This is a genomic window from Promicromonospora sp. MS192 (assembly GCF_049532985.1).
In the GTDB taxonomy this organism is placed as follows: domain Bacteria; phylum Actinomycetota; class Actinomycetes; order Actinomycetales; family Cellulomonadaceae; genus Promicromonospora.
Map to the genome: position 1 here is coordinate 560374 of NZ_CP186693.1, position 14302 is coordinate 574675.

The 14302-nt window shown below is 71.3% G+C and carries 11 protein-coding genes and 2 pseudogenes; 6 read left to right on the forward strand and 7 right to left on the reverse strand.

The features are described 5' to 3' along the window. Positions 1-51 precede the first annotated feature (51 nt). The 5 genes from ACO229_RS02560 to ACO229_RS02580 all read right to left on the reverse strand — a co-directional run bounded on the left by ACO229_RS02560 (position 52) and on the right by ACO229_RS02580 (position 5921). Entirely contained in the window at positions 52-1452 is a 1401-nt protein-coding gene (locus ACO229_RS02560) for a hypothetical protein (RefSeq protein WP_423463636.1), read from the reverse strand. Beyond that, positions 1449-2807, reverse strand: coding sequence for a hypothetical protein (locus ACO229_RS02565; RefSeq protein ID WP_423463637.1), 1359 nt, complete (start codon positions 2805-2807; stop codon positions 1449-1451). Before ACO229_RS02565 ends, ACO229_RS02560 begins: the two co-directional genes overlap by 4 nt. Next, positions 2804-3724, reverse strand: coding sequence for a heme ABC transporter ATP-binding protein (locus ACO229_RS02570; RefSeq protein WP_423463638.1), 921 nt, complete (start codon positions 3722-3724; stop codon positions 2804-2806). Before ACO229_RS02570 ends, ACO229_RS02565 begins: the two co-directional genes overlap by 4 nt. Continuing rightward, entirely contained in the window at positions 3721-4812 is a 1092-nt protein-coding gene (locus ACO229_RS02575) for a FecCD family ABC transporter permease (RefSeq protein WP_423463639.1), read from the reverse strand. The genes ACO229_RS02570 and ACO229_RS02575 overlap by 4 nt, the downstream gene beginning before the upstream one ends. 113 nt (positions 4813-4925) lie before the next feature. Next, positions 4926-5921, reverse strand: a complete 996-nt coding sequence (locus tag ACO229_RS02580) for a heme/hemin ABC transporter substrate-binding protein (RefSeq protein ID WP_423463640.1) — start codon at positions 5919-5921, stop codon at positions 4926-4928. 259 nt (positions 5922-6180) lie between these two features. On the opposite strand from ACO229_RS02580, the pseudogene ACO229_RS02585 reads away from it, so the two are divergent. The 5 genes and pseudogenes from ACO229_RS02585 to ACO229_RS02605 form a co-directional block, all read left to right on the forward strand. Continuing rightward, positions 6181-6369 (forward strand): annotated as a pseudogene (locus ACO229_RS02585) (Ig-like domain-containing protein); the annotation flags it as partial. 23 nt (positions 6370-6392) lie between these two features. Continuing rightward, positions 6393-6593: pseudogene (locus ACO229_RS02590) on the forward strand (DUF1177 family protein); the annotation flags it as partial. 658 nt (positions 6594-7251) lie between these two features. Continuing rightward, positions 7252-8124: a phosphotransferase gene (locus tag ACO229_RS02595; protein WP_423465255.1), complete on the forward strand. Its 873-nt coding sequence runs from the start codon at positions 7252-7254 to the stop codon at positions 8122-8124. After that, positions 8121-8870 carry a YdcF family protein gene (locus tag ACO229_RS02600; protein ID WP_423463641.1) on the forward strand — a complete coding sequence of 250 codons (750 nt, stop codon included), beginning with the start codon at positions 8121-8123 and terminating at the stop codon, positions 8868-8870. Before ACO229_RS02595 ends, ACO229_RS02600 begins: the two co-directional genes overlap by 4 nt. A 929-nt stretch (positions 8871-9799) precedes the next feature. After that, positions 9800-10540, forward strand: a complete 741-nt coding sequence (locus ACO229_RS02605) for an IclR family transcriptional regulator (RefSeq protein ID WP_423463642.1) — start codon at positions 9800-9802, stop codon at positions 10538-10540. Here ACO229_RS02605 and ACO229_RS02610 read toward each other — a convergent pair. Both ACO229_RS02610 and ACO229_RS02615 read right to left on the reverse strand, forming a co-directional pair. Continuing rightward, positions 10521-12059 (reverse strand): GMC family oxidoreductase, encoded by a 1539-nt coding sequence (locus ACO229_RS02610; RefSeq protein WP_423463643.1) that lies wholly within the window; start codon positions 12057-12059, stop codon positions 10521-10523. The two genes, ACO229_RS02605 and ACO229_RS02610, sit on opposite strands and share 20 nt — an antisense overlap. Positions 12060-12329: 270 nt before the next feature. Further along, positions 12330-13067 (reverse strand): TetR/AcrR family transcriptional regulator, encoded by a 738-nt coding sequence (locus ACO229_RS02615; protein WP_423463644.1) that lies wholly within the window; start codon positions 13065-13067, stop codon positions 12330-12332. A 78-nt stretch (positions 13068-13145) separates the two neighbouring features. Here ACO229_RS02615 and ACO229_RS02620 point away from each other — a divergent pair, with 78 nt between their 5' ends. Further along, on the forward strand, positions 13146-14234 hold the full coding sequence (locus ACO229_RS02620; RefSeq protein WP_423463645.1) for a lipocalin-like domain-containing protein: 1089 nt from the start codon (positions 13146-13148) through the stop codon (positions 14232-14234). Positions 14235-14302: the final 68 nt, after the last annotated feature.

Here is a 14302-nt window from a genome sequence, read left to right on the forward strand (position 1 = left end):
CTGGGGATGGGGAGGCCTCGGGGGCGTCCCAGGGGATGGTGGACTGGGGGTCTAGGTGTCGCGCCGCCGGAACGGCAGCACGAGCCAGCCCTGCCGGAAGCCGAGGATCGCCACGGCGGCGGCCACCAGCAGGACGGTGGTCAGGAGGGCGAGGCGGCGGCCGGTCGCCCCGTCGGGGAGCAGGCCGTCGGGGATCAGGGCGGCGCCGGCCGCGCCGAGGGTGGCGGCGTCGACGGGCAGGAAGGAGTCGGCGGAGGTGCCGTCCGTGCTGGGGCGGTCGCCGGTGCCTCCGGAGGCGGGAGTGCCGGCTGGGCTGGGTGGGGCGGGGTCGGGTCCGGTGCCGGTCGGAGCGCCGGGCCCGACGGCGCCGCTTGCGCCCGTGCCGGTTCCGCCGGTGCCCGTTCCGCCGGTCTCGCCGTTCGACCCGCCGTTCCCGCTGCCGCTGCCGCCCGGGCCGGCGCTGCCGACCGACTCGGCGGCGTCGAAGCTGACGCTCACGTTCGCGGGCGCCTTGATCTCGTCCCGCGTCCCGGTGGAGTACCAGAACTCGGGCTCGCCCACGAGCTGGTGGTAGTTCACGAACGACTGCGGGAACGCGCCCCAGCAGCCGGTCTCCGGGTCCCGGCGGAGCTGCGGCACGCGGTCGCCGGAGTCCACCCGCTCGCCGCAGTAGTCCGGCACGAGGTGCCCGCCGCGGGAGGCCGGGTCGAGGCGGCGTTCAGTGAAGGTGACGAGCTGGACGCGCCTGGAGGGCAGCGGCTCCCAGCGGGTCATGTCCTGCTGGTCGGTGCCGTAACCGCCGAGCGTGCCGGTGAGCGCACCGTCCCCGCTCGGGTCCAGGCGCAGCTCCGGGTCGGCGACCCACCAGTAGACCAGGCCGCCGTAGAAGACCACGGTGAACGTCCCGTCCCACCGGATGCGGACCGAACCGTCCGCTCCGCGCGACCCGGTCCCGCCCGTGAGCACCACCTCGGCGCCCGTGGTCCGGCCCGCCGAGTACGAGACGGACCGGCCGTCGGGCGATGTGCAGCGGGTGCCGAACGTGGCGGTCCGCTGCACGGCGTCGGCGCCCCGGCCCACGGTGCGCACCACACGCACCTCGCCTGACCTCCCGTGGTACAGGTCGCGGTCGGCCTCGGTCCACAGCCGCCCGCCGCCCGTGTTCCCGTTCGTGCCGGGACGACCCGCCATCAGGAAGTTGCACTGGCCCGCGAGGTGGCTCTCCGAACCGGCCTGGACGCTCACCGCCCACCGCAGCTCGGCGTCGGTCAGCCGGCCCTGCGCACCGCCGCCCGGTTCCTCCTGGTCCTCGGGCACGGTCACGGTCAGCAGGAGAGGGCCATGGTCCTCGTCGGCGGTCGCAGGCACGGGTGCCGTCACCGTGGTCATGGAGAGCAGCACCGCCAGCGCAACGGCAACGGGCCGGGCGCGACGGCGCGATGCCGGGCTCATGCTCGCACCTCGTGCTCGGTGATGATGTCGGACGCGGTGGCCGTGTCGGACGCAGTGGCGGACGGGGATTCCGGATCAGCCGGTCTTCCCAGGTCGGCGGCCGTCCTGGTCTCGGCCTGGTCGGGTGCACTTCGCGCCGCCGTCTGATCCGCTGCCCGACGCCGGTCCGCACGCCGTCTCAGCGCGGTGACCAGTGACGACAGGATCACGACGAGCAGCAACAGGGCCGCGATGCCCACCGCGATCTCCTCGGGCCGCCAGGTCCCTGCGGCGTCCGTCCCGGTGCCCTGCGCACCGGCGGCGTCCTCGGCCGCCGTAACCTCCGTGGGGTCGCGGGTGACCGTCACCTCGGTCTCGACGGCGGTCCCGGACGAGGCCCCGGTGAGGCGCAGCACGTGCGTGCCGGTCCGCAGGTCGGCGGGCAGCTCGATGAGGCCGGCGACCTCCCCGTGGTTCCCGGCGACCAGCGGCCCGACGGCGACCAAGCCGTCGTCCAGCGTCACGGTCACCTGCTCGCCGGGCTCCAGGCCCTGCGCCCCGAAGCTCATGACCCGCCCCACGACGGCGGTGGCCTGGTCCACCCCGAGACTGGCGCGGCCCGGGCGCTGGGCGTCGTCGGCCGCCTCACCCGTGGACCCGCCGTCGGCTGCGTTGCCCCCGGAGCCGTTGTCCGGGCCGGCGCCCGAGCCGGTTCCCGACCCCTGGCCGGAGCCCCCGTCGGCACTTGCGCCGGGGCCTGCCCCGTCGTCGGCGCCGGAACCTGCGTCCGGGCCGTTCGCCGCACCGCCGTCGTCGGCCCCGCGGAAGTTCACGGGCGTGAACGACTCGTTGTTCGCGTTGCGGACCCCGTGGGCCCCGATCGTGATGATCCCGCACTGCACCGCCGTGCAGTCCACGGTTCCGCCGTCGGCCGCCTCGAAGCGGGCGCCGGGGATCACGAGGTCGGTCGACCACGTGCCGTCGGCGGCGATGGTTCCGCCGTTCGCCTCACCCTCCGTGCTCGACCCCGGGAAGGCGACGAACCGCTGGTAGCCGGCGTTCTGCGCCTCCTGCGCGTCGGGGACGTAACGGTAGTCGTCGCCGGACACGCCACCATGGCTCGGAGCCCACGACCCGCCCGACGGGTCCGACACCCATCCGAAGAACACGTAGATCCCGCCGAACGCCTTGGGGACCGACTGGAACCCGCTGCCCGACACGCGCACGGTCGTCGCCCCATCCGGGTCGGGCTGTCCCGACACCGTGACGCCCCCGGCGGCGTGCGCCGCGAGGGCAGGGCCGAGCCACGCGACCGCGACCACGACGACGAGAGCGATGAGCGGGAGCGCCGGGCGGGGGAAGCTGCGGGACGTCATGCGAGTTCCTCGGTCGGTGTCGGTGTCGGTGTCGGTGTCGGTGGCTGGGGCGGGAGGTGGGGCTGGGTTCGGGCCTCGGCGGGCGCCAGACCCGGGCCCGGACCTGGCAGCCGGCTCCCGGCGTAGCGGGGGAGCACCAGCAGGCCGCCGGTCACCGGATGCGGCAGCACGTCAACCGGATGCTCGTAGACCCGCGAGAGCAGGTCGGCAGTGAGCACGTCGGCGGGCGTCCCGAGCGCCGCGACCCGAGCGCGGTGGAGTACCAGCACCCGGTCGGCCCAGGCGGCCGCCAGCGCCAGGTCGTGCAGCACCGCGACGACGGCGCCCCCGCCCTCCGCGTGCCGCCTCGCCCGACGTAGCACGTGCTCGGTGTGCCGGACGTCGAGCGCTGCCGTCGGCTCGTCGAGCAGGAGCACCGGCGTGTCCTGGGCGAGCAACCGCGCGAACGACGTACGGGCCTTCTCACCGCCCGACAGGCTCGGGTAGCGCCGCTCGGCCAGGCCTGCGACGTCGGCGGCCTCCAGCGCGCGGGCGACCACGGCGTCGTCGTCCGCCGCGCTGAGGGCGCCGGCGCTGCTCTGCCAGGGCGCACGCCCCATGCGGACCACGTCGATGACGCGGAACGGGAAGCTGACCTGGTTCTCCTGCAGCAGCACGGCCCGCAGCCGGGCCAGCTCCGCGTGCCGGACGGCGCCCAGCGGCGTGCCGGTCCAGGCAGCCTCGCCGGCGTCGGGCGCACGATCGCCGGCCAGCACCGAGACCAGCGTCGACTTCCCTGCGCCGTTCGGCCCGACCACCACCAGCACCTCGCCCCGGCGGACGTCGAGGTCGACGTCGTCCAGCAGGACCGCGTGCCCGGCCCGGACCCGCACGCCGGTCAGCTGCAGGAGCACGGACCGGACCGGCGCGCGGCTCATGCCCAGCCTCCCGCGCTGCGCCGGGTGCGACGGATGAGCCAGAAGAAGAACGGCCCGCCGACCAGCGCGGTCAGCATCCCGATGGGTAGGTCGGCGTATCCGACGGCCGTGCGCGCCACCAGGTCGGCGGCCAGCAGCAGTACCGCCCCGCCCAGCGCGCTGAGCGGTACCAGCACGCGGTGCCCGGGACCAACCGCCATGCGGATCAGGTGCGGTACGACAAGGCCGACGAACGCGATGATCCCGCAGAACGCGACGCCCGCGGCGGTGAGCACCGCGACCACCACGATGCTCAGCACCCGGAGGCGTTCGACGTCGACGCCGAGGTGGCGCGCGGAGCGCTCGCCCAGTGCGAGCAGGTCCAGCCGTCGCGACAGGGCCAGCGCGCCGGTGATGCCCAGGAGCACGAGCGGTGCGACCACGCCGACATGGGCCCACCGGGTCCCGTTGAACGAGCCGAGCTGCCAGAACACGATCTGCTCGCGGGCCTGGGTGTCGCCGAGGAACGTGGTCAGGGCCAGGCCGGCGCCGCACACGGCGTTCACGGCGACGCCGGTGAGCACGAGCGTCACGATCTCGGTCCGCCCGGCGGAGCGCGCCAGCCCGTAGACGAGGAACGTCGCCGCGAGACCGCCCGTGAAGGCGGCGACGGCGGTGGTCCATGGGCCCAGCGCGGTGAGTCCCAGCACGATCGTCACGGACGCCGCGACGGCGGCACCGGAGGAGACGCCGACCACGCCGGGCTCGGCGAGCGGGTTGCCGAACACACCCTGCATCACGGCGCCCGCCGTCGCGAGGGCCGCGCCCACGAGAGCCGCCATGGCGACGCGCGGGAACCGGATGGTCCACAGCGCCGCGTCCCCGTTCGGGTGCGTGGGCAGCGGTCCGAGGTCGAGCCCCGCATGGTGCAGCACAGAGCCCACGACCTCGGCGGGAGGCACGTGGAGCTGTCCCGAGCCGGCCGACACCACGGCGAGCACACCGAGCACGGCGACCAGCCCGACGGCGACGACGGTCGCCCGGCCGGCCGCCCAGCCCGCCCGGCCTGCCTGATCCGTCGGGGCGTCAGGAGGTCCGTCCGCTGGCATGCCCGGCCCGTCGGATGTGCTCGGCCCGCCGCTCATCCCGTCGCTGGCCTCGCCGCACGTCGCCCGGCCCGGGCGGGTACGCGGCAGCGTGGGCGGGGCGTCCGGAGAGGGACTCACGAGAGGCTCTCCGGCGCGTAGAAGGCGCGCGCGAGCGCGTCGAGCACGTCGGCCGACGCCGGGCCGAACGACAGGATCTCCGTGTCGTCCATGGCCACGAAGCGGCGGTTCTCGCCCGCCGGGGTCTGTGCCAGCGCCGGCACCTGTTCGAGCAAGCCGTCGACGCCGCCCACGCTCTCGAGCCCGCCGGTCATCAGCAGGACCAGGTCCGGCCGCATGGCGACCAGGCCCTCGTCGTTCAGCGGTCGCATACCCGTCCAGCCGACCTCCCCGGCCGCGTCCACGGCGCCCAGCCCTTCGATGAGGGAGTCGGCGCCGGACTCGTCACCGAACAGGTAGTAGACGCCGGACTGCCCGCGCACGTACAGGAAGACGACCCGCGGCCGGAGCGCCGGGTCGGTCGGCGCCAGGCTTGCCACGTGGTCCAGGGTGGTCTCCACGGCGGCCGAGGTGCGCTCGGCGAGTGCCTCGCCCTCGGCGGACAGACCCAGGGCCTCCCCGGTGGCTCGGGCCAGGCCGTCGGACGTCTCCAGGCTGCGCTGGCTGTCCAGCACGACGACGGGGATGCCTGCGTCGCGCATCTGCAGCACGACGTCCCACGGGCCGAGGGTGGTGTCCGTAAGGATGACGGTCGGGGCGAGGTCGAGGATCGCCTCCCCGGTCAGCTCGTGACCGTTGCTCGTGACGACCGGGCGGTCGGCGACCTCGGGGAACCCCGAGGAGACGTCCCGGCCGACGACGTTCTCGCCCATACCGAGCTCGAACACGATCCGCGAGAGCGAACCGTACAGGTCCAGCGCGAGGATCCTGCTGGTGTCCGTGACGGTCACCTCGGTGCCCTGAGCGTCAGTGACCGTAGCGGGCAGGTCCGGTGCCGGGCTCGCGGTGATCGGGTCGACGGCACGCTCAGCGGTGCCGACGGTGATCTCACCGGTCCAGGAGCGAGGATCCGCGATCGGATCAAGCTCGGCCAGCGGCTGCGTGCCGACCACAGCACCGTCGTCGTCGGCGTGCCTCGCGAGGGGAAGCCGCGCCCCGCACGCACCCACGACCGTGGTGAGGAGCGCGATGACGGCCAACGACCCGGCCCAGGCGCGCCAGGATCGCCGGCTTGCCGGTATCGCGGCGCGGGCAAGGCCGCCTCTGATCAGGTGATACACCGGACACTCCCTTGTACGCCGGGACATCGCCCGCCACGGAATTAGGTATGCCTAACTTAGGCGAGGCGTACCTGATTGCGTCAAGGGTGAAGTGTGCATCACATCACCCACGGACAGGACCCTGACGAATGACAGCACCCCGACCATCGAGGGCACCGGCGAGCCTGGCGCCACGGTCGCGATCATGATCGAGGGCGAACCCGTGGGAGAAACCGTGGTGGGCGACGACGGCACGTGGACGTTCACACCGACCACACCGCTGTCCGACGGCGACCATGAGATCACCGCCACGCGGTCGTCACGGAGACCGCGGTGGCGGGGTCCGCCACGGGGGCCACCGACCTGCACGACGTCGAGACGGCCGTGCGCTTCGCGATCGAGACCGCCGAGGACTACGGCCGCGGCATCGCGACATTCGTCGACCTGGAGGAGGTTGCCCGGCTGCAGGAGCTGTACGGCAGCATGGCCGGGCTGCGCACGGTGGGCAGTCGTGTGGCGGCGTGACCGCATGCAGCGATGGTGACTGAGCCGCGGGTCGCTGAGCGGTCCGCGGCTCAGACCTGACGAGAGGGATCAGGCTCCAACCTGGACCCGCCAGGGCGTGTGATGCGCGCCACATGTAGCCGTCGATTGCGTCAAGACGATTGTTCCTGACTTCGGGCTAACGCGACGAGTCGATCGGAGCTGTTGCCTGTCGGCCCGCGGAGCGAGCGCCCAGGTCAACGCCCCATTCGTGTCAGACTCTGAGGCATCCGTGCCGGTCAGAGGCGCGGCTCGTGCCACCCATCGAATCTTGCGGCGGCAGACCCGGATACTGACCGAATGTGATGCGAATTGGTGCGTTCGAGGGACGTCCAGCGACGTCTGGATACGGGAGTCCCGAGAATCCGCTTGGGACTCTGACCAGCCAGAACACGTCTGGCCTGAGCGGACGCCGACCACCCCGGAAGTCACACGGAGAAGTACTTCGCCTCCGGGTGATGGAACACGAACGCATCCGTCGACTGCTCGTATGCACCCCAGCACCGCAGCTCGTAGATGTCCTGACTCATTGCTTTGTGACGGGTCCGGCGTCGGCGCGTCTCGCCGGCCGCCATCGGGCGGCGCAGCACGGGCGTCGGAATCTGCCCTTGCCCGCTCGTGCCAGGATGCGGTGGTGGAGATGACCGACGTCACGCGTGCGATCACGGCCGCGACCTCGGTCGCGGCAGCCCTGCACCTGCCCGCCGACGACGCCGTCGTGCTCCACAGTTCGAACAAGCTGGCCCTGCGGCTGACGCCGTGCGACGTCTTCGCCCGCATCGCCCCGGTGGGACAGGAGGTCGCGCGGTTCGAGGTCGACCTCGCCCAGCGGCTCGTCGAGATCGGAGCGCCGCTGGCCCACCTGGAGCCCCGGGTGGCCCCACGGGTGTACACGCGCGACGGCTTCGCCGTGACACTGTGGACCTACTACGAGCCCGTGACACCCCAGCCGTCACCGGTCGACGTCGCCAAGGCGTTGAGACGGCTGCACGAGGGTATGCGCACGGTCGACCTGCCGAGCCCTCGCTTCACGGACCGGGTCACGGAGGCGGAGGAGATCGTCGCCGACCCGGGCCGCTCACCGGAGCTCGCCGACGCGGACCGCGCGCTCCTCGGCGGCAGGCTGGCGGACCTGCGACGAGCGATCGACGCCCGTGGCGCCGTCGAGCAGCTCCTGCATGGTGAGCCGCACCCGGGCAACGTGCTCAGCACGAGGCACGGGCCGTTGTTCATCGACCTCGAGACCTGCTGCCGGGGACCTGTCGAGTTCGATCTCGCCCATGTTCCCGCGGCGATCAGTGAGCACTACCCGGGCGTCGACCGGGACCTGCTGGACGAGTGCCGACAGCTCGTCCTCGCGATGGTCGCCGCCTGGCGCTGGGACGTCGGCGACCAGTTCCCGAGGGGGAAGCTGTTCGGCGAGGAGCTCCTGCGCGTGCTGCGCGCCGGCCCGCCGTGGCCGACGCTCGACGTTGTCGTCAGCCGCCTGGACGAGCCATGGTCTGGGTGGTGAGGCTCGCGAGGATCCTCTGGGTCGTCGTCGGAGCGGTCCTGATCGTCGATGCCCTGGTCGTGCTGGTCACGGTCAGCCTCAACTCCGGCGTCATCGCGACGTTCGGGCTCGGCGTCCTCTACCTGTGCTACGGGCTGTACCGGGACAGGATCGGGGGCACCGCTCAACGAGGGCCGTTTCGGCGGGTGGACGCCCTCGTCGTCACCGTCAGCGTCCTGATGCTCCTCTTCTTCGTATCCATCGCGGCTCACGGCAGGACGGACACCACCTCGCACCAGGAGGATGCCGTCGTCGTCCTCGGGACGGCGCTGAAGGGCGAGGAGGTGACGCCGTCGCTCCGCTCCCGGCTGGACGTGGCCGTCGAGTACTCCTCCGCGAACCCGGAAGCCGTCATCGTCGTCGCCGGAGGCCAAGGGCCCGGGGAGTCCATCACCGAGGCGCTCGCGATGGAGAGGTATCTGCTCTCGCACGGGGTCCCGGGGGACCGGATCATCCGGGAGGACCGGTCGACCAGCACGTACGAGAACTTCGTCTTCGCGAAGAGCCTTCTCGACGCACGCTTCGACACGAACTACACGACGGTCTTCATCACGAGTGACTACCACGTGTACCGGGCGGGCCAGATCGCCCAGGGAGCGGGAGTCGGCGGCACCCACGCACACGCGGACACCCCGTGGCACCAGATCCCCGTCGACTACGTGCGGGAGCTCATGGCGATCACCAAGCTCGTCCTGACCGGGCGGTGAGCGCGGTGGGCATTCGGGGTGCGCGAGGTTGTGAGAGGAGGCGGTGACGGTGAGTGCCTTGTGCCATGAGCCTGGCGAGGTTCCGCGGCTTTGGTATCACACGTCGTGCTGGAATGCGCCCGTTCGCTTCATGAGCCAGGTCTGTATCTCGTCCCATGTCGGGTTCCCGACGCCGATGCGCAGCAGTCCGTGGTGGCCCAGCCGGGTGGCACCGACTTGTTGTGGGGGACTGCTGCACGGATAGGTGACTGGGTCGCGCAAGCGGCGCGTGCCGCCGTGCTGGTTTCGAGCAGTTGGGACGCACGGGACGGTCGGCATGGTCTGCGGCGGCGGGTCGGTGTGAACGGATCCGCAGTATTCCGAAGAAACCCGCGCGTTTCTAGAGCTATTTGGTCGTGGTACAGGCCCTTCGATCTCTCCAAGGGGTCGCAGGTTCAAATCCTGTCAGCCCGACCGATCGCCCCTCACCTGTTGTTGCAGGTGAGGGGAGTTTCTTGTTCCCCCGGGAGTAGCCATGTGACCGGGCTCGACGGCGGAAGTTGTCCCCCTTCTGTCCCCGGCCACACAAGAGTTCACACAAGAGGCCACCGAAGCGCGGGATCACGCTGTCTCTCCCGTGTCGGCGCCGGCAGGTCGTGTTCCTGCCAGGTCCGCCTTCCACCAGGCCCCGGACCACCAGGTCACCCCGGCACTGATCCCCGCCCGCTTCCACGACGGCGTCAACGAGCTTGTCGAGCGTCGCCACGTCCGGCAGCACACTGACACAGTGACCTCGCGATCCTGGGATCGGTGGGGCCTGTATGGGCCTGAGCAGCGCGCGGGAGGATCGGTGCCGTCGCCGATCGCGCGACCCGAGGGAATGGGCACCACATGACGGAGGCAACTTTGGACACGGGGGAGGCGACCTGTGGACTGTGCGGTTGCTGCCTGTGGTGCTGGCCCTGTCCGCAACCGATGGACAGATGGTCTTCTGCAGCTGCGAGGGTGAGATGACGATGTCGGAGGAGAGTACGCCGGACAGGTCGCCAGGCCGGGGCGTGATCGAAGGGGCATTCCAGCTCCTTCACGCGTTGCCGCAGACGACGCCGAACGGCCAGGTGGCGCAACTTGTCCGGCTTACGCGGATTCCGCGGCCGACGGTGCACCGGTTGCTGGCGCAGCTGCGTGAGGCCGGTGCCGTGGATCTCATCGAGGGTCACTGGACGTTGGCGTCCGGGCTCATGGGGTTGGCGCGTCAGGTCGAGCCGTACGCCGGGCTGCGCGAATCGGCTGCCGACGTTCTACGGATGCTACGGGCGGGCACCGGCGCCACGGCTTCGCTGGTGGTCCCGGACAGCTCATCCTTCGTCGTGCTGGAGACGGTGCCCGGCCAGACGAGCCTGCCGGTCGGGCACCGCCCGGGTGACACCATGCCGCACTTCAGCGCGCCCGGCCTGGTCCTCGCCGACCAACGCGGGCCTTCGTCGCAGCACCGGAGCATCGGTGTCAGTTCCGATCACAGCGCCGTGCAGGAAGGCTTCACGTGCTACGCCGTCCCGGTATTCCTGCCCTCGGGGCGACGGGCGGCCCTGCAGATCGCTTCCGTCGAGTCGAGGCCCGCGGAGCGGTTCGCCCCGATGGTGCACCGGGCAGCGGCCTCGCTGCAGCGCCTCACGGCGTTGCCGAGCTGACCTCCGCTCCGTGGGACAGGCCGTGGTCGGCTCGGATGAACTCCGCGGCCTGTTCGCCGATCAGCACGCTGGACGCCATGGTGTTGGCCACCGTCACCCGGGGCATGGCCGAGGCGTCGGCCACCCGTAGTCCCTCGCACCCGACCACGCGGAGACGTGAGTCGAGGACGGCCATGTCGTCGCGGCCCATGCGTGCGGTTCCGCTCTGGTGCCAGAAGGTCTGCACCGCGTCACGCAGGTAGTCGGCGCGGGCGTCGCGGCCGACGGGGCCAGGCAGGGCTTCCTCTCCCAGAAACGCCCTCAGGGCGTTGGCCCTGCCGATGGTCCGCGCGGTGTCGAGAGCGCGCAGCGCGCTGTCGACGTCAGCCGGGTTGGCGAAGAAGCCGGTCTCGATGATCGGGTTGACCGAAGGGTCGGCCGACGCGAGCCGGACGCGGCCCGTGTCGTGCATCCTGACGCCGAGCAGGAAGGTGACCGCGTGCTCCGGCAGCCCGCCGCGCGCCGCGACCGTGTGCGACACCTGCGCGCCCATCGCTGAGTACAGGATCGACGGTGGATCGCCGGCGGCGCCGGTCAGGTTCCAGAACACCCCGGCCCGGCTTTCGAGAGGACCGCTGAGGTCCGCGTCGGGGGCAGCCTGCCAGACGAGGGGGAGCACAGCGTGGTCGTGGAGGTTACGCCCTACGCCGGGCAGGTGCGCTCGTACGGCGATGCCGTGCCGGCGTAGCTGCGCTGCGTCGCCCACGCCCGACAGCAGCAGCGCTTTCGGCGTACCGACCGCTCCGAGCGAGAGCACCACCTCGGCCGTGGCGTGAATCTCGAGGTTCTGGTCGGAGTGCCGCACCTTGACCCCGACGGCGCGGTTCCCTTCGAACAGCACCTCCGTGACCAGTGCGTCGTGCAGCACGGTCAGGTTGGGCCGGGGCCGCAGAGCCACATAGGACTGGTACGGCGATTGGCGTCGCCCGTCGCGGATGATCTCCTGACGCGGCGCGGTTCCGCGATCGGCCTCCATCAGAGCCCCGTTGGGATTGGCGTACCGCGGGAAGCCGGCTTCCTGGGCCGCAGCCAGCACGGCTTCACCGTAGGGATGGATGTCCTGGGTGTCCTGCACCCACATCGGGCCGCTCTCGATGCGATCGAACAGCCGGCGGACGTTGTCGTGGCTCCAGGCCGGGTCGCCGGTCTCCCGGGCGAAGAAGTCCCAGTCGTCGCCGTGCCCGCGGATCCAGATCGAGACGTTGACGCTGCCGCCGCCACCCAGCACGCGGCCCATGGCATACGGCAACGACCGGCCGTTGACCGCCGGTTCGGGTGCGGTGGTGAAGTCCCACACCCTGTCGGTGCCCTGGTTCAACGGCCACATCTCCGGGTTGATGATGGCCGGGTCCCGGTCGTCGCCACCCGCTTCGATCAGCAGCACCGAGACGGCGGGATCTTCCGCCAGGCGCCCGGCCACCGCCGATCCGGCCGACCCAGCGCCGCACACCACGAAGTCGTATTGCGATGCAGTCATCATGCAGTCCCCTCATCCCGTTCACGTTCGACAGGTTGAACAGTGCTGCGAGAGCGACCACCACGGCCAACCGGCGTCCGCTGAGCGGACGACCGGGTCCAGACAGGCGCTGTCGACCACTACGAACACGTGCACGCCATCTACGACGAGCTCGGGACACCAGAGGCCGAGAAGCGCACGTCCCCATCTGGAGACTTGGCACGCCCGACCAGGAACGCGGGCGGGAGTTGGGCCCCCGAGCGGTCGGCGGCCCCGACGGTGAACGCGTCTGCGTCAGGCAGTCCTGCCGCTGCCTCGTTCGGACGACAGCTCTGATGCCGGCTCAGCGCCTGACGGTGCGACCGCGATCCCTGCGATGCAGATGTCCGCCACGGCTTCGGCGTGAGCGCGGATGTCGGCGGCGTCAGGGGGTGACGGGGCGCCGAGCAGTGCTGCTTCGACGTCGTTGGCGAAGATTGCGCCGCCACCTCCGACCGCCAGGAAGTGCAGGGTCGCGTAGGGCACGGGGCGGATCCGTCCGGCGGCGACGAGGCGGGAGAGGAGGTGCTCGACGCCGGGGCGCAGCGGGTTGACGAAACGCTCGACGACGAAGCGCACGCGCGGGCTGTCGATCGACCCCTCGCGATTCATGATCCGCAGCACCTGGGGGTGCGTGGCGGAGAAGATCACCTGGCGCACGAGCGCCTGCCGGAGCGCTTCGAGGTCGTCGAGGGCGGGCGACTCGTCGATGTCTCTCCAGGTCCGTTCGGACTGGGCCAGGGCGTGCTCCATCGCCGCGAACCAGAGGCCCTCCTTGGAGCCGTAGCGCGCGGTCAGCAGGGCGTGGCTGACGCCGAGGCGGCGGCTCAGCTCGCGCACGGACGTGCCGTCGTAGCCCTGGTCGGCGAACGCGTCCAGGGCGCCCTGCAGCAACCGGTCCGAGTCGGGTTCCTGTCCGGTCCGGGGGCGCCCTCGTCCGCGCGGTGCCGTCGGGAGGGCCGATTCATCACGCCGCTTGTCTGGACCCGGCACGTGGGTCATGCTGTCGGTAGGCAGATAATAGACACATGGATATTTAAGCACGGATCCGTTCCCACAGGAGGTAGGACCATGTCTGTCACCGGCACTATCGTCCCGGCTCGCCTCGGCAGCACGCCCGAGGACTACGCCCGGCTCGGCATCGCTCCGGGCCACATCGAGCCCAGGGAGGACGGGATGCGCACCGACGGCTCCGCGGGCACCTACGAGTGGTGGTACTTCGACGCCCATCTGGCCGACGGCGCCAAGCTGGTCGTGGTCTTCTTCACGAAGCAGTTCACCGACCTGAAGAAGTCGCTCGACCCGACGATCCGGATCGACCTGACCCTCCCGGACGGCACCGCGATCCAGAAGCTCGTCGAGTTCGATCCTGAGGCCTTCTCGGCCTCCACCGAGGCCTGCGACGTGCGCATCGGCGACAACGTGTTCGCCGGCGACCTGCACCGCTACACGATCCGCGCCACGCTGGAGGACGTCGAGGTCGACATCGCCCTGACCGGTCAGGTGCCGGCCTGGCGCCCCGAGACCGGGTACTGGAACTTCGGGGACGACGGCGACTACTTCGCCTGGCTCCCGTCGGTGCCGCAGGGCGCCGTCGACGTGACCTACAGCGCGGGTGGCCGGGCGGTCACCACGAGCGGCGTCGGCTACCACGACCACAACTGGGGCAACGCCTCGATGCTCGACCTCATGCACCACTGGTACTGGGCGCGCGGCGCAGCCGGCCCGTACTCGGTCATCGCCTCCTACATCACCGCGGAGAAGCGTTACGGGTACGCGGAGCTGCCGGTGTTCATGCTGGTCCGCGACGGACAGCTCATCGGCGACGACGGCGCCAAGGTGACCTTCGAGGAGCTCGGCCGGTACACCGACCAGCACACCGGCAAGCCCGTGGGCAACGTGACCCGCTACACCTACACGGACGGCGACGAGCGCTACGTCGTCACGTACAACCGGCACCACGACCTGACGGCGTCCAAGTTCGTCGACAACCTCGAGGGGCCCAAGAAGGCCGCCGCCAAGCTCGCCCGGTTCGATGGCGCCTACCTGCGGTTCACCGGAGAGATGCGGGTCGAGCGGTACAAGGCCGGGCAGCTGGTCGAGAGCCACGCCGCCGACGCGCTGTGGGAGCTGATGTACTTCGGCAAGGCGCGCCCCTGAACCGGGGCAACGGCGTGATCTGCCTCCGTCGGACCCGCCGCTAGTACCGCGTCGGCCAGGCCGAACTC

Coding starts and splice junctions, on each gene's coding strand:
- ACO229_RS02560 (WP_423463636.1), bottom strand. CDS start 1,452: ATGAGCCCGGCATCGCGCCGTCGCGCCCGGCCCGTTGCCGTTGCGCTG.
- ACO229_RS02565 (WP_423463637.1), bottom strand. CDS start 2,807: ATGACGTCCCGCAGCTTCCCCCGCCCGGCGCTCCCGCTCATCGCTCTC.
- ACO229_RS02570 (WP_423463638.1), bottom strand. CDS start 3,724: ATGAGCCGCGCGCCGGTCCGGTCCGTGCTCCTGCAGCTGACCGGCGTG.
- ACO229_RS02575 (WP_423463639.1), bottom strand. CDS start 4,812: ATGCCAGCGGACGGACCTCCTGACGCCCCGACGGATCAGGCAGGCCGG.
- ACO229_RS02595 (WP_423465255.1), top strand. CDS start 7,252: ATGACCGACGTCACGCGTGCGATCACGGCCGCGACCTCGGTCGCGGCA.
- ACO229_RS02610 (WP_423463643.1), bottom strand. CDS start 12,059: ATGATGACTGCATCGCAATACGACTTCGTGGTGTGCGGCGCTGGGTCG.
- ACO229_RS02620 (WP_423463645.1), top strand. CDS start 13,146: ATGTCTGTCACCGGCACTATCGTCCCGGCTCGCCTCGGCAGCACGCCC.